The organism is Kordiimonas pumila (assembly GCF_015240255.1).
Lineage (GTDB): Bacteria > Pseudomonadota > Alphaproteobacteria > Sphingomonadales > Kordiimonadaceae > Kordiimonas > Kordiimonas pumila.
Genome location: NZ_CP061205.1, coordinates 2214749 through 2231794, shown reverse-complemented (window position 1 = coordinate 2231794; position 17046 = coordinate 2214749). Strand labels below are relative to the sequence as shown.

The 17046-nt window shown below is 47.1% G+C and carries 18 protein-coding genes; 11 read left to right on the top strand and 7 right to left on the bottom strand.

Annotated elements, in window-relative coordinates:
* The first annotated feature begins 91 nt into the window (after positions 1-91).
* Entirely contained in the window at positions 92-1594 is a 1503-nt protein-coding gene (locus ICL80_RS09695) for an alkaline phosphatase (protein WP_194211765.1), read from the top strand.
* A 184-nt stretch (positions 1595-1778) separates the two neighbouring features.
* Here ICL80_RS09695 and ICL80_RS09690 read toward each other — a convergent pair whose 3' ends face one another.
* The 4 genes from ICL80_RS09690 to ICL80_RS09675 all read right to left on the bottom strand — a co-directional run bounded on the left by ICL80_RS09690 (position 1779) and on the right by ICL80_RS09675 (position 3569).
* Positions 1779-2282: a hypothetical protein gene (locus ICL80_RS09690; protein ID WP_194211764.1), complete on the bottom strand. Its 504-nt coding sequence runs from the start codon at positions 2280-2282 to the stop codon at positions 1779-1781.
* Complete coding sequence (locus ICL80_RS09685) at positions 2275-2826, bottom strand: response regulator (RefSeq protein ID WP_194211763.1); 552 nt, start codon at positions 2824-2826, stop codon at positions 2275-2277. The genes ICL80_RS09690 and ICL80_RS09685 overlap by 8 nt, the downstream gene beginning before the upstream one ends.
* Positions 2827-2949: 123 nt before the next feature.
* Positions 2950-3294: an Hpt domain-containing protein gene (locus ICL80_RS09680; protein WP_194211762.1), complete on the bottom strand. Its 345-nt coding sequence runs from the start codon at positions 3292-3294 to the stop codon at positions 2950-2952.
* Between the two features lie 2 nt (positions 3295-3296).
* Complete coding sequence (locus ICL80_RS09675) at positions 3297-3569, bottom strand: hypothetical protein (protein ID WP_194211761.1); 273 nt, start codon at positions 3567-3569, stop codon at positions 3297-3299.
* 161 nt (positions 3570-3730) lie between these two features.
* Here ICL80_RS09675 and ICL80_RS09670 point away from each other — a divergent pair, with 161 nt between their 5' ends.
* The 5 genes from ICL80_RS09670 to ICL80_RS09650 all read left to right on the top strand — a co-directional run bounded on the left by ICL80_RS09670 (position 3731) and on the right by ICL80_RS09650 (position 11135).
* Positions 3731-6502 (top strand): coiled-coil domain-containing protein, encoded by a 2772-nt coding sequence (locus ICL80_RS09670; protein WP_194211760.1) that lies wholly within the window; start codon positions 3731-3733, stop codon positions 6500-6502.
* Between the two features lie 22 nt (positions 6503-6524).
* A complete protein-coding gene (locus ICL80_RS09665) occupies positions 6525-7982 on the top strand; it encodes an APC family permease (protein WP_194211759.1) in 1458 nt (485 codons plus the stop codon).
* A gap of 130 nt (positions 7983-8112) precedes the next feature.
* Positions 8113-9183, top strand: a complete 1071-nt coding sequence (locus ICL80_RS09660; RefSeq protein WP_228073400.1) for a TRAP transporter substrate-binding protein — start codon at positions 8113-8115, stop codon at positions 9181-9183.
* A 13-nt stretch (positions 9184-9196) separates the two neighbouring features.
* Positions 9197-9766 (top strand): TRAP transporter small permease subunit, encoded by a 570-nt coding sequence (locus ICL80_RS09655; RefSeq protein ID WP_228073880.1) that lies wholly within the window; start codon positions 9197-9199, stop codon positions 9764-9766.
* 1 nt (position 9767) lies between these two features.
* Entirely contained in the window at positions 9768-11135 is a 1368-nt protein-coding gene (locus ICL80_RS09650) for a TRAP transporter large permease (protein ID WP_228073398.1), read from the top strand.
* 60 nt (positions 11136-11195) lie between these two features.
* Here ICL80_RS09650 and ICL80_RS09645 read toward each other — a convergent pair whose 3' ends face one another.
* A complete protein-coding gene (locus ICL80_RS09645) occupies positions 11196-12320 on the bottom strand; it encodes a DUF2336 domain-containing protein (protein WP_228073397.1) in 1125 nt (374 codons plus the stop codon).
* 241 nt (positions 12321-12561) lie between these two features.
* On the opposite strand from ICL80_RS09645, the gene ICL80_RS09640 reads away from it, so the two are divergent.
* The 3 genes from ICL80_RS09640 to ICL80_RS09630 all read left to right on the top strand — a co-directional run bounded on the left by ICL80_RS09640 (position 12562) and on the right by ICL80_RS09630 (position 15275).
* Complete coding sequence (locus ICL80_RS09640) at positions 12562-14112, top strand: alanine/glycine:cation symporter family protein (protein WP_194211758.1); 1551 nt, start codon at positions 12562-12564, stop codon at positions 14110-14112.
* A 118-nt stretch (positions 14113-14230) separates the two neighbouring features.
* Positions 14231-14650: a c-type cytochrome gene (locus ICL80_RS09635; RefSeq protein ID WP_228073396.1), complete on the top strand. Its 420-nt coding sequence runs from the start codon at positions 14231-14233 to the stop codon at positions 14648-14650.
* Between the two features lie 22 nt (positions 14651-14672).
* Positions 14673-15275: an MlaC/ttg2D family ABC transporter substrate-binding protein gene (locus tag ICL80_RS09630; RefSeq protein ID WP_194211755.1), complete on the top strand. Its 603-nt coding sequence runs from the start codon at positions 14673-14675 to the stop codon at positions 15273-15275.
* A 12-nt stretch (positions 15276-15287) separates the two neighbouring features.
* On the opposite strand, the gene ICL80_RS09625 is transcribed toward ICL80_RS09630, so the two are convergent.
* Positions 15288-15824: a glycine cleavage system protein R gene (locus tag ICL80_RS09625; protein ID WP_194211753.1), complete on the bottom strand. Its 537-nt coding sequence runs from the start codon at positions 15822-15824 to the stop codon at positions 15288-15290.
* Between the two features lie 80 nt (positions 15825-15904).
* Here ICL80_RS09625 and ICL80_RS09620 point away from each other — a divergent pair, with 80 nt between their 5' ends.
* A complete protein-coding gene (locus ICL80_RS09620; protein ID WP_194211751.1) occupies positions 15905-16132 on the top strand; it encodes a DUF4170 domain-containing protein in 228 nt (75 codons plus the stop codon).
* 56 nt (positions 16133-16188) lie between these two features.
* On the opposite strand, the gene ICL80_RS09615 is transcribed toward ICL80_RS09620, so the two are convergent.
* On the bottom strand, positions 16189-16377 hold the full coding sequence (locus ICL80_RS09615) for a hypothetical protein (RefSeq protein WP_228073395.1): 189 nt from the start codon (positions 16375-16377) through the stop codon (positions 16189-16191).
* A 268-nt stretch (positions 16378-16645) separates the two neighbouring features.
* Here ICL80_RS09615 and hspQ point away from each other — a divergent pair, with 268 nt between their 5' ends.
* Positions 16646-16990, top strand: coding sequence for a heat shock protein HspQ (hspQ, locus tag ICL80_RS09610; RefSeq protein ID WP_194211747.1), 345 nt, complete (start codon positions 16646-16648; stop codon positions 16988-16990).
* Positions 16991-17046 lie beyond the last annotated feature (56 nt).

Below are 17046 nucleotides of genomic sequence, written 5' to 3'. Positions count from 1 at the left end.
CATCTTTTTGACATACAGCTCGATTAGCGTAATACTGCGCAGGTTGTCACGCCCTGTAACCAAACTTTAGACAACTCTTATCGAGGACTATATGAAACATACACATACCTTGAAGGCCGTTTTGTTCTCAGGACTGGCAAGCATATGCTCATTCGCAGTTATAGCCGAAACCAATACCGATATGAAAGACTGGATTGGCACAGAAGAAAGCTGGCTGGAAGCTGGCAAAGCAACTGTGGACCAAAAAGTTGCCCAGAAAATCAACACGAAACGCGCTAAAAATGTCATCCTCTTTATTGGTGATGGCATGGGGATTTCCACACTCACCGCAGGCCGTATTCTGGAAGGCCAGCTAGCAGGCAACCCTGGGGAAGAAAACTATCTTAGTTTTGAAAAGTTTCCCTACTCAGCTTTGGTGAAAACATACAATGTAGATTCGCAGGTTGCCGATTCAGCAGGCACAGCAACTGCTTTCAACACCGGGGCCAAAACCCGGCTCGGCGTTATCAATACTGTACCAACACTGGATCGTAGCCACTGCGACGATATAGAGCATAATAAACTCACCCCTATTGCCGCCTATGCCGAACGCGCAGGCCTTAGCACTGGCGTTGTCAGTACAGCGCGCCTCACGCACGCTACCCCAGCAGCTGTTTATGCCAACAGCCCAGACCGCGACTGGGAAGCAGACACAGATGTACCGGCAGAGGCCAAAACAGCGGGCTGCACAGATATTGCCAGCCAAATCATTGAAACCATGGGTGGCAACGGACTTGAAGTTGCCCTTGGTGGTGGCCGGGCAAATTTCCTGCCTAAAGGCACAATGGACGGCAAGCGGGCAGACGGCAAAAACATTGTCAAAGACTGGCAGTCAGCATTCGCTGGCTCAGCGTTTGTGACCAACAAAGCCGAACTTGAAAATATTGATTATACAAAAACACAGCATCTGCTTGGCCTTTTTAGCCCTTCCCATATGGACTATGATGACCGGCGTAGCGCTGACCAGCCAGAACTGGCTGAAATGGCAGAATCAGCCATTAAAATGCTATCCAAAAACGAGAATGGCTATTTCTTGATGGTTGAAGCTGGGCGCATTGACCACGGTCATCATGAAGGCAATGCCCATAAGGCACTTTATGATACTGTTGCCCTATCTAAAGCAGTGCGCCGCACCCTTGAATTGGTGGACACAGAAGAAACCCTTATTCTGGTAACCGCTGACCATAGCCACACCTTCACGATTGCAGGGTATGCACGGCGCGGCAACCCTATATTCGGCCTTGTTTCACCAGCTGCACTTCCAGAAGGCGAGTTGCAAAAGGCACTGGACGGCAAGCCTTATACCACGCTTGGATATGCAAACGGCCCTGGTGCGGTAAAGGGTGAACGCTCTGAACTTACGGACGCTGAAACACAGAATAAAGATTTCAAACAACAAAGTCTTATGCCCTTACATTCAGAAACACATGGCGGCGAAGACGTGGGCCTGTTTGCCATTGGCCCGTGGAGCCACCTAGCAACGGGTACAATTGAACAGAATGTCATTTTCCACATTATGGATCATGCACTTGATCTGCGTAATCGTGCCAAATAACCCATAACAACTTAGCACTTGAAAGGGCCCTTATTGGGCTCTTTCTTTTTGTGCCAGAAATAAAAAAGCAAATTTACGTCGATGAAACCTATCATCACCCCAATATGGCTTGATCGTGTGGAACCTGCCAACAAATATCTGTAACAAGCCCGCTCACTACAACTGACATATTATTGTAAAAGGCTTATTCCTGATACTTCGCGATTGCAGCGTTAAGAACATCTGTAAGCTTAATGCCTATATCACCGCCATCACCACTTACACGGCCCCGAATAACTGCCCGCATGGCATCTACGTGGCTTTTAACCAATTCCACCTGATTATCAGAAATATCGCCGGCTCGCTTTGTTGTAAAACCATAAAGCGAGTCTGCAAATGTTGTAATCAGAGGATAGCCAAAGGTGCCGCCCTGCCCCTTCATATCATGGGCAATGTGATTAATTGCCTCAAAATACTCATTTCTTTTTTCAGGGCTGTCAACACAGCGCCCATGTTGCTCTTGCAGCTTGCCCACAAGACCTGACACCCAGTCAGGGTAGTCCTCAGCCATTTTACTGAGCGCCTGTTCCGCAGCCGCAAGTGCCTCCGGCGAAATTCCGGCGGATCCCGGTGCCAAGCCTGCCGTTTTTTCGCGCAGGCGGTTTTTAAAACGATAAAATCGAACAATAACAGGTTTGCTACTAGCCACGGATAATCTCCACGCCTTCACTCTTATCAGTTAGCAGCCTGCGCTCTGGCCCTGCTATCTCTAGCTTCTGGCGGCGTCGGTCTGGCCCAAAAAAGTCTTTTGTGTGAACAAATTGTCTGGGGCGCTCTATAATAGAGATCAGCTTTTCACCAATATTTTTAATCGTGAATGGCTTTGCCAAAATTTCGCTGACCCCCATTTCGCGGGCCTGCATAATACGGTCTGGCTCTGTATAGCTTGTGATCATGACAAAAGGCACAAACCTGTCAGGGCTATCCTTATGCCTGCGAACCCAGCGCAGGAACATCATGCCGTCAATCGGGTGCATATCCCAGTTAGAGATAACAATATCGATCTGCTGAACGCCAATTTTCATGGGTTCATTTTTAACACGCTGCAAAAAATGAATGGCATCACCGCCGTGTTCAACAGCATAAACATTACCAACGCCTAACACCTTGAGTGAATTTACAAGGAGGGAGCGAATAAACGGGCTATCTTCTGCAAGTAAAACACTAACCCTGTCAAAATCATAATCACTCATTTAGCAGCCCCGGCTCACTATTATGTCTTGTGTCATAAATGTTTTACCCTGCAGTTTCAAAAAACGCTAATATTTTCATACTCCTTTGTAACGGATAAAAGGCAGCAACAAAAATTTGCGGCGCTATTTTTGCCGAATATGGCGCAGTAATGCCTCAAGCCGTTTGGCCAATTCTTTTAAAACCACAGCTCTTTTTGGGTTATCATCAGCAGGCACCACCATATGCTCGGCCCGCTCGGCCTCTGCTGCCAAGCGCCATGCACCAATACTGCGCGCTGCGCCTTTAAGTTTGTGGGCAGAAGCCTTCCAGTCAGATGCGGGCGCCTCAATTAAAGCCACTAAATATTTAGGGGCATTGTTACAAAAAGTATCAAGCACCGCATTTACAAGCTCTTCATCACCGCCGGTAAAGGAAGCAAGATGGCTGATATCCAGAATTATTGTTTCATCCCACCTTGAGTTTGGCATCGTTATTTTCTCTTGTTTAGCAATCGCACGCCTTGCTGCGTTAGTTTGCAAACTAGCCAATCAGGCTTTATCGGGTTTCTATACCACGCTTCACACCAGCCATTCTTTAAGCAGGCGCGAATCGTTTTAGGGTTGATTCGCTGGCCATCCTTGTCAAATAAGGGTAATTTACCGCCGGGCTGATCTTTACCGCACATCAAATAGCGTATTTGTGCGCTTGTTGGAAGAACGGTCTTTGTATTCGCAGTTTTGCTTTCTTTTACCTGCTCATTCATGCCTAACCTGCCCCTAATACTCTCATGTGCGGTAATCTTCATTATGCCATAAACTTCTGACAAACAGAAATTTACGGCAAAACTGTTGACGATAGCCGTTTCAAGGTAAACTATTATGCATCTAAAGGGAGACTGTCAGCATTGCTGACCAAGGGGGCTGGATGTCGAAAGCCGAAATGGATTTTCCTGTGACGGAGGATCAAAAAACAGAAATAGAAGATACCGAAGCCGTGACTGCGCGTACAACTGCGCGCAACATCAGGCGTTTGGTGCCGGTCATAACGGCTGGCGCACTTAGTCTAGCATGGACAGGGCTGGCTGCCTTTTATTTTCTCCACACCGACATCACCGCCCTATCAGAGCTCAAGCTTACTGAGATTACATCACTTATTGCAGGCTATGCGACCCCGGTTGCGATCTTTTGGCTCATAGCGCTTGCTTTCCAGCGTACGGATCCCATGCTTGAACGGCGCCTTGCCATGGCACAAAACCTTCACCGTGCCATTGCGCCCGTTGAAGTGGCCGAACAGCGTCTGGCAACCCTTAACCGAACACTGCGCAAAGAACTCCAAAATATTGACGCTGTTGCAGACCTAGCTGCAGACAGAATTGCCAACTTGGAGAATAGCTTTCAGAAACAAATTAGTAATCTGTTTTCGGCAACGGCAGACACCGAAGCGCGCACAGCCAGCATTCGCGACATTCTGGAGCGCGAGCGCACTGCCATAAGCACTATTACACACGAAGTTGAGGAACGCTTTAACAGCCTTGAGCAGATGGTGCAAACAATAGCGGACCGTATGGAAAGCGCAGGCACAACAGCCGCCTCTACAGCCGATACTGCAAAAGAGAAACTGGATGTAAGCCTTAGCAATTTCAGTCATGCGACAGAAAACTTTGAAACCAGACTGGAAAAAGCCAGCCAAACGGTTGAAGGCAGAGCGGAAAAAGTACACGCCATTGCAGAAGATGTGGAACTGCGCCTGCATACTGTAACCGAAAGCACGCTCGCGGGCATGGAACGCTTCCGCCACGATGTTGAGGGCTTAGAGGGCCGGTCAGCCGAACTTGCAGACCATATGAAAACGCAGGCAAATGTGCTGAAAGACCTGGCCGAACTTGCAGCTATTGAATCAGCCAAAATTGAAGAAAGCCTGAAAACCCATGTTGGTGAAGTGCACGCTGCAGCAACAGAAGCGCTGTCCCGTACCAATGATGTTAGCGCAACTGTTTCAGAGCGTTCACAGGCCATGTCAGAGCAAGTGCTGGCAACAGTTGACCGTGCCAAAGCACTGCTTGATGAAGCAGGCTACAGCCTTGCAGAACACTGCGACCAAGTACTTTCCACCAGCGAGCGCGTGAACAAAACAACGCTGGAAACAACAGAAGCGACTGGCGCTGCGGTAATTGCACACGCAGAAAAAGCAGATCAAATTTTGATGGATAGTTTAGAGCGTGCGCAAACAGCCCTCAATAGCGCCATGCAATCTATTGAAGAGCACGGCGCTTCCACAGTGCGTGAGGCAGAGGAAGCTGCCAACAGGACACTGCAACATATTCGACAACTTCGCTCTGGCGTTGAAGACCAGTTAGCAGAACTTGCACAAGCAAGCAAAAACACAGAAGAAACAATGGCTTCTTCCGCTGGTGCCATTGCAGAAAAAACAGAAAACCTGAAGCAGCAATCATCAGAAACCGTGACAGAATTAACCGCTGTTCGCGCCCAAATGACTATACAAAGCGATGTGATAGCCGAAGTATTGAACGAAACCCGCATGAAGCTGGCGCGACTTGAAGAGGACCTGACAAACCAGCGCGAGATTTTAAATGCAGCCTCTCATGATGCAGCCAGCAAAGTCATTGAAGCAGCAGAGCGTTTTGCAAACAATAGCCAAATGCTGCAAAGCACGGCAACCTCCGTTGAAGAAAATCTTGATGCCAAAGGCGGTGAACTTGTTAAGCTGATAGACCAGATCAACAGATCATCAACAGCCTCTAAAAACCAGCTTGAAACATCTATTACTGGCCTTGGAAACAAAGCATCCGAACTTCGGGAGGAACTGAAAGATTCAAGTGAAGCCCTAGGCAGTGCAGCAGAGGCCTTTGCGGGCGAGCGACACCGTATTCGCGGCGAAACCGATAGTGTTGTGAACGACCTAAACCGGGCATCTGACGCTATGGGCGCAGAAGTGGCAAGATTTACCGAAAGCTCTATGGATGCAGCTAACAGGCTGGATTCCGCAAGTCAGGCCCTCATGGACCAAACCCAGCGCGCACAAAGCGATATGGAAAAATCTGTCGAAAGCATCAGGAATGAGCTTTCTGCCAGCATGGATGAAATCAGCAACAAAGCAAATGAGCGCATCACCTTCCTGCAGGAAGAAATGCAAGCCACCCTTGCCCGCGTGTTACATAATTATCAGGACACCGCTGATCAGGCAGAAAAAGAAAGCGCCCTGCTTGCCTCGAGGCTGGGTAATGAGGCTGATAAAATTGCGCGGCAGGCCGAACACTTCATCGAGAAAACGGCAGATATTGAAAAACGGATCGCATCCGCCACCAAAAATGATTTTGCCCGCACATCACAGCTTTTAATGGAAAGCCTGCAATCTACATCTATCGACATTAACAAAGCACTATCAAACGACCTGCCCGACACAACATGGGAAGCCTACTTGTCAGGCGATAAATCCGTCTTTATGCGGCGTACTCTTAAAATTGGGACGCGCCAAACCCGCAAGGCCATTGCCGACAAATTCAAGCTTGAACCAGAGTTCAGGGAAGCTGTGGCGCGCTACTGCCGCGACTTTGAAGGCCTGATGGAGCGTGCAATGATGGGCGACAAAGGCAGTGCCATGTCGGTCACACTTATTTCATCTGATATGGGCAAGCTTTATATTCTGCTTGGGCAATCCCTTAAAAAGTTTAGCTAAGTAAAAACATTGTTGGGGCCTTATGAATAAATCAGATACTAGTCCCCAACGGGACACACTCGAAAAAGTAATTGGCTTTCGGGACTATGTGGCCATTGGCTTTGGTGTGATCATTGGTGTTGGCTGGGTAGTTTATGCTGGCCAATGGATCAAAACGGGTGGCACGTTCGGTGCTATTCTCGCTTTTTTAATTGGCGGCCTCTGCCTTATCCCCATTGGAAAATGTTATGCGGAGCTAACATCCGCCCTACCGCTAACCGGCGGCGAGGTGGCTTTTGCCTATAAAGCCTTTGGCCCGCTATGGAGCTTTCTAACAGCATGGGCACTGGCCCTGAATTATGTAGCCTTACCCCCCTTTGAAACCATAGCAATAGGGGCGATTGCTGAAGCAACATTCCCCGCGATAAAATCTGCCGCACTCTATGAAATTGGCGGTTATAGAATTAGCCTATCAACCATTATTCCCGGTCTTGTCGCCGGATACTGGATTATATGGCTTAACTGGCGCGGCGCAAAGAACACAGCGCGATTCCAAACACTTGCAACCGCAGGCCTGCTGCTGTGCACTTTCCTTTTTTGCGCTGTTGCTTTCTTGAACGGTGACTATAAAAACATGACGCCCTTTTTTGCAGGAGACGGTGCATGGTGGGCAGTTGCCCCTGCCTCGATCATTTCTGTTCTGGTTATCGTTCCGTTTTTCATGACAGGCTTTGATGTTATTCCCCAAGCGGCGGAAGAAGCTGGTAAAAAGGTTGAGCCACGGCAATTAGGTGTAGCGATTGTTACCTCTATCATCATAGGCACGGCCTTCTACGTGCTTATTATTGCAGCCCTTGGGTACAGCGTGTCAGAAGAGCAGATGGAAGCTATTTTGGCGCAGCCTGACCAGCTTGCCATGGCTCAGGTTTTTCATGCCAGTTTTGGTAATGAATGGGCCGCCAAGCTGGTGTTAATTGCGGCGTTTCTAGGTATTGTATCCACCCTAAACGGCATGTTTATGGCAGCAACACGCCTGCTTTTTGCTCTAGGGCGCGGCGGTATGGTACCGCACTGGTTTGCAGTTCTGCATAAAACACATCACACACCCAGAAATGCAATTATATTTGTAGGCGCCCTATCCCTTGCTGGGCCATTTGTTGGCAAAGCGGGCCTTGGCCTTATTGTAAACAGCGGTTCCTTCATGTTTACAGCGGCTATTCTTATTACTGCCACAGCAGCACTGCGGCTCCGCAAAACTGCACCTGAACTAAAACGGCCCTACAAAATTCAGCCCTATACCATTTGGCTAGGTATTATTATGTCGGCTCTGCTGGCGGGGCTAATGACATTCCCCGGCAGCCCCGGTCAGCTTGGCAGTGCTGAGTTTTTAACCGTTATCCTATGGATGGTCCTTGGTTTGGCTTTTTATTATTACCGTAAAAGACAGAATGATATGAACGCTGATACGCAAGCTGAAATGGTTTTAGCTGAATATCGCTGATACGTACAAAAAGCTTTATAGAATATAATCGTTTCAACGATATCAATATATTCCAGTATGCAATATGATATAGACATGGGGAAAAAATCAGCTTTATAAGCAGACCATCATATACCGGGGGGAATAGTGGGTGGATATTAAAAAGTCAGTTACAGTTTTTTTAGGTGGTCTACTGTGCCTAACGACAGCCTGCAACAAACTAGCAAACACAACAACACAAGAAACTGCGCCAGAAACGCACTGGCGTATGTCGAGCACCTACCCTTCTTCCTTAATCCAGTTGGGCACATTGGGAAAACGGCTAGAGAGCGAAATTGCACACGTATCAGGCGGTACTGTAACCCTTGAGTTTGTGGAACCCGGTGTGCTGGCACCGCCCTTTGAAATATTTGATGCTATCAGTTACGGCGCGATTGAAGCCGGATGGTCTACCCCCGGCTACTGGGCGGGCAAAGAACCGGCCTTGCAGCTTTTCTCATCTGTACCCTTTGGGCCATCCGCCCCTGAGTACCTCGGCTGGTTTGATTTCGGCGGCGGGAAAGAACTGTTTGAAGAAATATACCACAAGCACAATATTCATAGCATTATCTGCGGCATGACACCGCCTGAGGCCTCTGGCTGGTTTAAAAAAGAAATTAAAACCATTGATGATTTTAAAGGCCTTAAAATACGTTTTTTTGGGCTGGGCGCCAAAGTGCTTGAAGAAGTCGGGGCTGCGCCGCAGCTTATTGCAGGCGGCGAAATATATCAGGCGCTGGAGCTTGGTACCATTGATGCCACAGAATATGCCATGCCTGCTGTTGACTATAAAATGGGCTTTTATGAAGTGGCAAACCACTATTATTTTCCCGGCTGGCACCAGCAATCTACCTTTTTTGAGCTTATGATAAACTTGGACAAGTGGAACAGCCTTAGCGAAACACAGCAACACCAAATCAACACAGTGTGTGCGGCTAATGTTAGATACGGCATCTCTGAGGGGGAAGCCCTGCAAGCAGAAGCGATTGTTAACATTGAAAAAGCTGGCGTTCAAATTCACACATGGTCACCTGAAATACTAAGCGAGCTTAGAACTGCATGGGACAAGGTGGCAACTGAGCTTGCAGAAAACAACCCAGATTTCAAACGAGCATGGGTATCCCTTCAGACCTTCCGCGAAACCTATCAAGGCTGGGCATCTCGTGGCTACCTGAAGGAATAATCCATTGGAAAAAGTGTTTAAAATCATGCAGTTTCTTGATTTTCTAAACACGCGAATTGCAAAAGTCGCTGTTTGGATTATCCCCCTTTTAGTGCTGGTCATTATGACAGATATTACCTTACGACACTGGTTTGTTATTGGTTCTACCAAACTGCAGGAACTTGAATGGCATCTGCACGGTGCCCTGTTTCTGTTTTGTCTTGGGTGGGCTTATATAAAAAATGCGCATGTACGGATTGAGCTTTTTGCAGAAAAATTTTCCGCTCGCACTTCTGCCCGCATTGAATTGTTGGGCTGCTTGTTGTTTTTAATGCCTTACTGCCTTGCTATCCTCTATTTTGGCATTGATTATATCGCCTACAGTTTTGCTTACGGCGAATCTTCTGCCTCCGCCACCGGCCTGCCTTACCGCTGGATTATGAAGTCTGGCATATTGGCAGGATTCAGCCTTTTACTATGTGCGGGCCTTACCCGCAGCCTTGAAGCTATTATCTATTTATACGGCCCTACATCACTCGCACATCTCACATTCTATGGCACAAAGCCTGTGCACATGAGCGGCACACCAGTGGGGCGGTCATAACATGGTTGATATGTTCATCGACATTTTACCCTTTTTAATGTTTGCAGCCCTTATCCCGCTTTTATTTTCTGGTTACCCTGTTGCGTTTATCCTTGGTGGGGTTGGGCTTTTGTTCTGGGGCCTTGCTGTTCTTTTAGGCGCAGAAAACCCGCAGAGCTTCTTTCTTGTTGTAAGTCGTATTTTTGGCAGTGTGGTTAGCAAGCCCTTGCTTGTTGCTGTACCCATGTTCATTTTCATGGGTACCGTTCTGGAGCGCAGTGGCATAGCACGCGACCTCTTAAACGCCATGCAGGTCGCCACCCGCCGCATTCCCGGCGGGCTTGCCATTTCTGTTACCGTTATTGGTGTTATTCTGGCCGCCACCACCGGTATTATTGGTGCAAGTGTGGTTATGATGACCGTTATGGCCCTACCTGTAATGCTCTCACGTGGGTACAGCCCCGAGCTTGCAACAGGTACAATAGCGGCATCAGGCACCCTTGGTATCCTGTTACCGCCCTCTATTATGCTTGTTGTTATGGCCGACCTGTTATCCACATCGGCCGGTGGGCTTTTTATGGCAGCTATCGGGCCAAGCCTACTGCTTGCGGCATTTTATATACTCTATATTCTTATTAGAACATGGATAAACCCTGCCCTTGCACCACCTTATGAAGCTGACCCCCAAGAGGCAAAATATAGCCTGTGGCTTTTTATCAAAAGCTTTGTCCCACCTGCTTTATTAATAGCGGCTGTTTTAGGGTCTATTTTTGGCGGCATTGCAACGCCAACAGAGGCTAGTGGTATTGGGGCTTTTGGCGCGGTTATTCTCGCGCTTGTTCGGCGCAAGCTAACATTTCCCGTTTTCCAAGATGTTCTGGAGCAGTCAGCCCTAACCACAGCCATGCTATTTGGCTTGTTTGTAGGTGCGACCGCTTTTTCCTATGTATTTGCCCTTCTTGGCGGCCATGAAGCTATTTTGCATGTGATGGATACAACAGGCACCGGCCCTTGGGCAGTGTTATGCCTCCTGATGGTGCTTGTATTTATTCTCGGTTTCTTTTTCGATTGGATCGAAATAACCCTGATAATTTTACCAGTGTTCGCACCGATTATAGCTGCCCTTGATTTTGGGTCTCATCTACCCAACACGCAGGCAACCGTTACATGGTTTGCCATTTTAATGGCTGTTAATCTGCAAACCAGCTTTCTTACACCACCCTTTGGTTTTGCGCTTTTTTACCTGAAAGGCGCTGCACCAAACACCGTAAAAATACAGGCTATATATAAGGGTATTATCCCGTTTGTTCTGATTCAGATCACAGCGCTTGTGATATTACTTATCTGGCCTGATCTTGCTTTATGGTTACCCGCAAAACTTAGCCAATAAAAAAGGGGCTTATGCTGCCCCTTTTTCTTTACTGTCGTGATACTCGGCAACAATACGCTACTAGGCAGGCACACTTTCTGCCACATCAACTTTTTGCAATTTTCCAATGAGATAATTAAGATTATCCGTATCAACATCATCTTCGATGGTGGTTAAAACCCGCTCGATCATAAGCTGCTTGAACAGTTCGCGGTCATCACCGCCGGTTAGCACCATTTCATCTGCCACTTGCAGGGCGGCACGGGCCATGCCCAAAAACTGCGGCGGTATTTTAGCGGCATCGAACAGCCGCTTTAGGCCCAGGTCACCTTTATCATGAACAAGCATGTAAGCGTTCAAAACGGGTATGCCAACTTTCTTGGCCAGAGCAACTTCAAAGAATGTTGTATCCCCCATGCAAAGGGCACGCAGCATAAGGGTTGGTGTCAGACGCTTACTGGCATAGAGTTGGTCAACAAGGTCTTCTACAGTTTTGCGGCTTTCACCCTCAACAAGAGAAACCGTTGCTTTTTCACGGCTTTCAAGCAATAGATCGCTTGCTGTTGCAGGTGAAACTTCATGATGCATCATAATGTGGTCACGCAGTTGTTCTGAAACCAGCGTTACCAAACGCTCGGCAACACCGATCGGTATATGGTCTCTGTGCGCTAAAGGCGTCTGTACAATTTCACTGTCGCCGAATTTATCCAGAACTTTTGAAAATGTTCCATCGCTAATGTCTGCGCCTTCATTGCTAACCAGCTTAGCAACAACCTGCTCATCGCCTTTTTCAACGAGAACATCAGCGAGCTTCGCAGAAACAGTTGCGCGCCCAGCAACAGCTTTTTGCGCTTCTGTTCCTCGTGTTTGGATAATGTCGACCAAATCCTCATCGGTCAGGACAATCGAACGCTCGATAAGGGGAATGGCAACCTCATCAACATCGCGTGCTAATGTCGCCGCAACATCATGGGGAACATCCGGGTTATCTTTCAGGCTATCCGCAAGTGCATGACGCACCCTTACTTCAGCATCCTTCAGCATATGGCGAAAGATACTCTCGGCAATATCGCGTTCTGCATCTGTTAGCTTGCTGCTATCGAAGTTAGCCGCAATTTTCTTTGCAGCCGTCGCACGGTTCGCACCGCTCGGATCCTGAAGCAACTTTGCTACATCTGCACTTGAAAGTGTCATATCTTCTGACAACGCCCTTCCCCAAAACAAAAAATTACCATCTAAACCATATTTTAAACAGGTTAATTACGCGTTAAAAGAAAAAACGCTTTTTATATATCGCTTACACCTTCTATATAGCAGATTATGTTTTCGTTGAGAACAAGACTATTAATAGATAGCATCAACGAGCAAAGAGCATATGGGGGCATATGTAATCACGCATAGAATAAGATTCTATGCACTGGTATAAATAAAAAAGGGGGGCCGTCTTATGAAGCGCCTATGGGCATTCATCGCGCCATTAATGTTATTTTCTCAGTCTTTATATGCTGCCGATGGCAGTGTTGCTGAAACTGTAAACAACTTCATGTTACCTATTAGTAACCTGATCTCTACCATTATATTTGTGGGCATCCCAATGGACTGGCTCTTTGCTGGTGCCCCTGACCTGCCCCTAATTGTTATTTGGTTATTTGGCGGCGCTGTATTTTTCAGTTTTTATATGGGCTTTCCAAACATTCGCGGTTTTATGCAGTCCATCCGCATTGTAAAAGGCACATATGATGACCCGAACGACCCAGGTGAAGTGACCCACTTCCAAGCCTTGACTGCTGCGGTCTCTGGTACTGTTGGCCTAGGAAATATCGCAGGTGTTGCTATTGCGGTTTCTGTAGGTGGCCCCGGCGCCACTTTCTGGATGATTTTGGCCGGCCTATTTGGCATGACAAGCAAATTTGTTGAATGCACCCTTGGCCTTAAATACCGCGAGATTGACGAAAACGGTGTCGTTTCTGGCGGGCCAATGCACTATTTATCAAAAGGGCTTGCTAACATAGGCTTACCTAACCTCGGCAAAGTGCTGGCCGTTATAGCTGCTGTATTCTGCATTGGCGGTGCTTACGGTGCTGGCGCTATGTTTCAGGTTAACCAGTCCGCCACACAGTTCACAAACGAAATTGTTGCCTTAACTGGCGGCGATGCCAGTTTCTTTCTAGGTAAAAGCTGGCTTTTTGGTGTAGTGTTTGCCTTAATAGTTGGCCTTGTTATTGTTGGTGGCATCCGTAAGATCACCCACGTTACCGAGTTCCTCGTCCCTATTATGGCGTTCATTTATATTGCAGCATCCATGGTTATTATTATTAGCCACATTGATATGCTGCCATCTGCATTTGGTCATATTATTTCTGGCGCGTTCACAGCAGAAGGCGCACAAGGCGGCGTTATCGGTGTTCTCATTCAAGGGCTTCGTCGGGCAACCTTTTCAAATGAAGCGGGCCTTGGTTCAGCGTCTATCGCACACTCAGCCGCAAAAACAAAAGAGCCGGTTTCAGAAGGCCTTGTTGCCCTGCTCGAGCCTTTCATTGATACGGTTGTTATCTGCACGATTACAGCCCTTGTTATTATCTTAACTGGCTCAATCGACCCAAGTGCAGCAGGTACAGCAGCAGGTATTGCCCTAACGTCAAAAGCCTTCTCAACGGTTATCGACTGGTTCCCGTATGTGTTGACAATAGCCGTGATCCTGTTTGCCTTTTCAACATCGATCACGTGGTTTTATTATGGCCAGCGCTCTTTCCTCTGGCTGTTTGGTAATAATGCCAAGGCAGACTTCCTGTTTAAAATGTCGTACTTAAGCATTCTTGTTATTGGTTCGGCAATGTCTCTTGGGTCTGTAATGGACTTGGCCGACGCCTTACTGCTCGCAATGGGTTTCCCTAACATTATTGGGCTTTTCCTTCTGCGGAAAGAAGTGCGCGGCATGCTCGACAGCTATTTCAGCCGGATAAAGTCTGGCGAAATAAAACCCTACAAAGGGTCATAACAAAACACGCACTTGTATTTTGTTCATGCGTCATTAAGTAACATTGGCCAATAGTTGGGTGGTTTTATAGTCACCGCACTATTGGCCTTTTGTTTAAATACTAAGTATGAAGATTTTTATGCCTTTGAAAAAATATGTTTATCTAGCTGCCATTGCCATATTAGCAGCACCGGTTACTTTCCAGATGTCTCATGCTGCATCAACCGGAACTGGCAATGCAGAGACTGGAAAACGGCTTTATAACCAATGCAAGGCCTGTCATAGCCTGACAGAAACTGACCGGCCTCGGCTTGGCCCAGATCTTAATAATATTTTTGGCCGCCAGGCTGGTGCAAAATCTGGCTTCACCTACTCAAAAGCCCTGCAAGATGCGGATTTTAAGTGGACAGAAGAACACCTTAACGAGTGGCTCACAAAGCCAAATGCCTTTCTGCCCGGCAACAAAATGCCATATGCTGGTATGCGCAGTGAACAAAATCGCAAGGATTTGATTGCATATTTACGTATGGCCACTGTATCAAAGGACGAAGAAGAATAAATTAATCTTCACGAGGATAGCTATGAAAAAGATACTGACAATTCTGCTACTGGCATTTTGGACCGCGGTGCCAGCTTCTGCACAAGACCAAGCTGTTGATGACCCGCGTGGGGCAATGGACTTTATCCGCCAGATTGCAGATGAAACTGTTAATGTCTGGAGTGATAGCAAGCTTACTGAAGACGAGAGAAAAGCTTCTTTCCGCCACATATTTGAAGAAGCAACTGATATAGACCTGCTGGCAAGAGGTATGCTTGGGCGTCATTACCGCACAATTACAACTGAACAGCGTACCCGCTATATGGCTGCCATGCGTGATTTCATTGTGGCTGAGTTTGACAAACGTATGCAACAAGTTGGCTTCAAAACGCTGGATATTACTGGAACAAAAGCGGCTTCCGGCAAAAATGGTCATATATTTGTGCGTACTGAAGTAAAGCGTGAAGAAGGCCAGCCAATCCTTGCAGACTGGCGCGTTCGCAAATCTGCCGGTAAGTTTCAAGTGGTGAACCTTGAGTTTGAAGGCATTAACCTGATGATCACAAACCGTGATGTGTTTTCTTCAAAAATTTCTGAAGTGGGTATTGAGGGTTTAATAAGCTGGCTAAAAGAGCAATCCTCTTAAACCCTGATTATATCAGACCTTTTCAAAACTACATTCAAGCCTGAGGCTGCCCGCTGTATTATAGAGGGCAGCTTCAATACCCGTAATAGGCTCAGCAACATTAATGGCAAAACGGGTTCTGTAATCAAAACCACCACCAACAGATGTGACACGCCGACTGCTCATCCTTACGATGTTAGCGCCGTAATCGACCAGAACCTCGCTCATACGGGCAACAAGGCCGGGCCTGTCACCACCAGAAATTTCAACCACATGTGTTATCGTCCCGCTGTCCCCCCGCAGCAATTTAAAAGGAAACTTGCTTACAGTAATACGGGCGCCGTCTAGCAGCTCAAGATCATTAAGCCCGGTCTCCAGTTCTTCCTGTTCCATTTCTGCCGTAAATTCAGCCACACAGGAAAACTCAAACCCTTCACCTAATACTGCAAACGCACAGTCAGCCAGATTCGCACCTGCCTCAAACAAATAATTCGATACGGCAGAAACGACGCCAACCTTGTCGCGGCCAATGATAGATATAAGAAATGTATCGCCCATTTGCTGATTCATTGTATACTCCGGGGTGTTATTGTTACGATATATATAGTAACACTATTCAAACATTTACATTTTTCAAAGGGGCTATTTATATGGCGGAAGAACAGCTTCTTCATCTTGTGTTTGGCGGACAAGTAACAGACCCACAAACCCTTGAGTTTAGTGATCTGAAAAAGCTTGATATTGTTGGGATATACCCCAGCTATGCTGAAGCACAAAGCGCATGGCGCAGTGTTAGTCAGGCCAATGTTGATGATGCTATGACCAAGTATGTGGTGGTTCACTTGCACCGGTTGCTGGAACCCGACCACAAGCACTAAAGGCACCTCAATGCCCTGTCGTAACCGTTCCTCGGATACGACACTGGCATTGTAAGCTAGTTGCGAGTGGCGCGTGTAGAGAAGTAGCTGTTAATACCAGCTTCAATGATAGTACCATCTCTGTCGTAAGCACCAACTCTGCCGCGCATTAGGCGTTGTGCTTCTTCTCTTGTGCCGGGTAGTAGGCGGGAAAGCTCAAGCTTAACAAGACGGCGCAAGCCATCAGAATCGATTACGTGACTCATCTTTTTTCTATCCATTTCTGTCATTATAGGCGTCATAGTTCCCTATTTACAGTCATCTCAGGTCAAACATGTGTCAAATTAATGACCATTTTGTAACACGGCTGTATTTGCTGCCCCGCCCTAAACCTTTGTAAAAGCTACTTGTTGAAAAATATGAGCTCAAATCAGCCTTAAAAGATACAAGTTTAAAAATGCCCCCCTCTTTGCTTTAGTTGACAAAAGCCATGAGGACGCCTATTTCACGCAGGTGTTAAGGAGTATAGTTTAGATGTCAGATTCACCCAACATTTGCAAAAGCCCGCTTTTTACAATTGGGCAAGTTGTGAAACACCGACTTTTTTCATTCAGAGGTGTAATCTTTGATGTGGATGCCGAGTTTGCCAACTCTGAAGAATGGTGGGAATCTATCCCCGCAGAAATAAGGCCTGCAAAGGAACAGCCTTTTTATCATTTATTTGCAGAAAATGACGACTCTAGCTATGAGGCCTATGTGTCGCAGCAAAACCTGCTGCCTGACCATTCAGACGAGCCCGTGAACCATCCTGAAGTGCCAGCTCTCTTTGAAGAACTAAAAGCCGGGCAATATCAGCTTAGAGCATTTGCAAAACACTAAGATATTTTACGTCCTAAATGTAAAAAGCGGCTAAAAGCCGCTTTTTTTATGCATCC

Coding starts and splice junctions, on each gene's coding strand:
- ICL80_RS09695 (WP_194211765.1), top strand. CDS start 92: ATGAAACATACACATACCTTGAAGGCCGTTTTGTTCTCAGGACTGGCA.
- ICL80_RS09685 (WP_194211763.1), bottom strand. CDS start 2,826: ATGAGTGATTATGATTTTGACAGGGTTAGTGTTTTACTTGCAGAAGAT.
- ICL80_RS09680 (WP_194211762.1), bottom strand. CDS start 3,294: ATGCCAAACTCAAGGTGGGATGAAACAATAATTCTGGATATCAGCCAT.
- ICL80_RS09675 (WP_194211761.1), bottom strand. CDS start 3,569: ATGAATGAGCAGGTAAAAGAAAGCAAAACTGCGAATACAAAGACCGTT.
- ICL80_RS09670 (WP_194211760.1), top strand. CDS start 3,731: ATGTCGAAAGCCGAAATGGATTTTCCTGTGACGGAGGATCAAAAAACA.
- ICL80_RS09665 (WP_194211759.1), top strand. CDS start 6,525: ATGAATAAATCAGATACTAGTCCCCAACGGGACACACTCGAAAAAGTA.
- ICL80_RS09650 (WP_228073398.1), top strand. CDS start 9,768: ATGGTTGATATGTTCATCGACATTTTACCCTTTTTAATGTTTGCAGCC.
- ICL80_RS09640 (WP_194211758.1), top strand. CDS start 12,562: ATGAAGCGCCTATGGGCATTCATCGCGCCATTAATGTTATTTTCTCAG.
- ICL80_RS09635 (WP_228073396.1), top strand. CDS start 14,231: ATGCCTTTGAAAAAATATGTTTATCTAGCTGCCATTGCCATATTAGCA.
- ICL80_RS09630 (WP_194211755.1), top strand. CDS start 14,673: ATGAAAAAGATACTGACAATTCTGCTACTGGCATTTTGGACCGCGGTG.
- ICL80_RS09625 (WP_194211753.1), bottom strand. CDS start 15,824: ATGAATCAGCAAATGGGCGATACATTTCTTATATCTATCATTGGCCGC.
- ICL80_RS09620 (WP_194211751.1), top strand. CDS start 15,905: ATGGCGGAAGAACAGCTTCTTCATCTTGTGTTTGGCGGACAAGTAACA.
- ICL80_RS09615 (WP_228073395.1), bottom strand. CDS start 16,377: ATGAGTCACGTAATCGATTCTGATGGCTTGCGCCGTCTTGTTAAGCTT.
- hspQ (WP_194211747.1), top strand. CDS start 16,646: ATGTCAGATTCACCCAACATTTGCAAAAGCCCGCTTTTTACAATTGGG.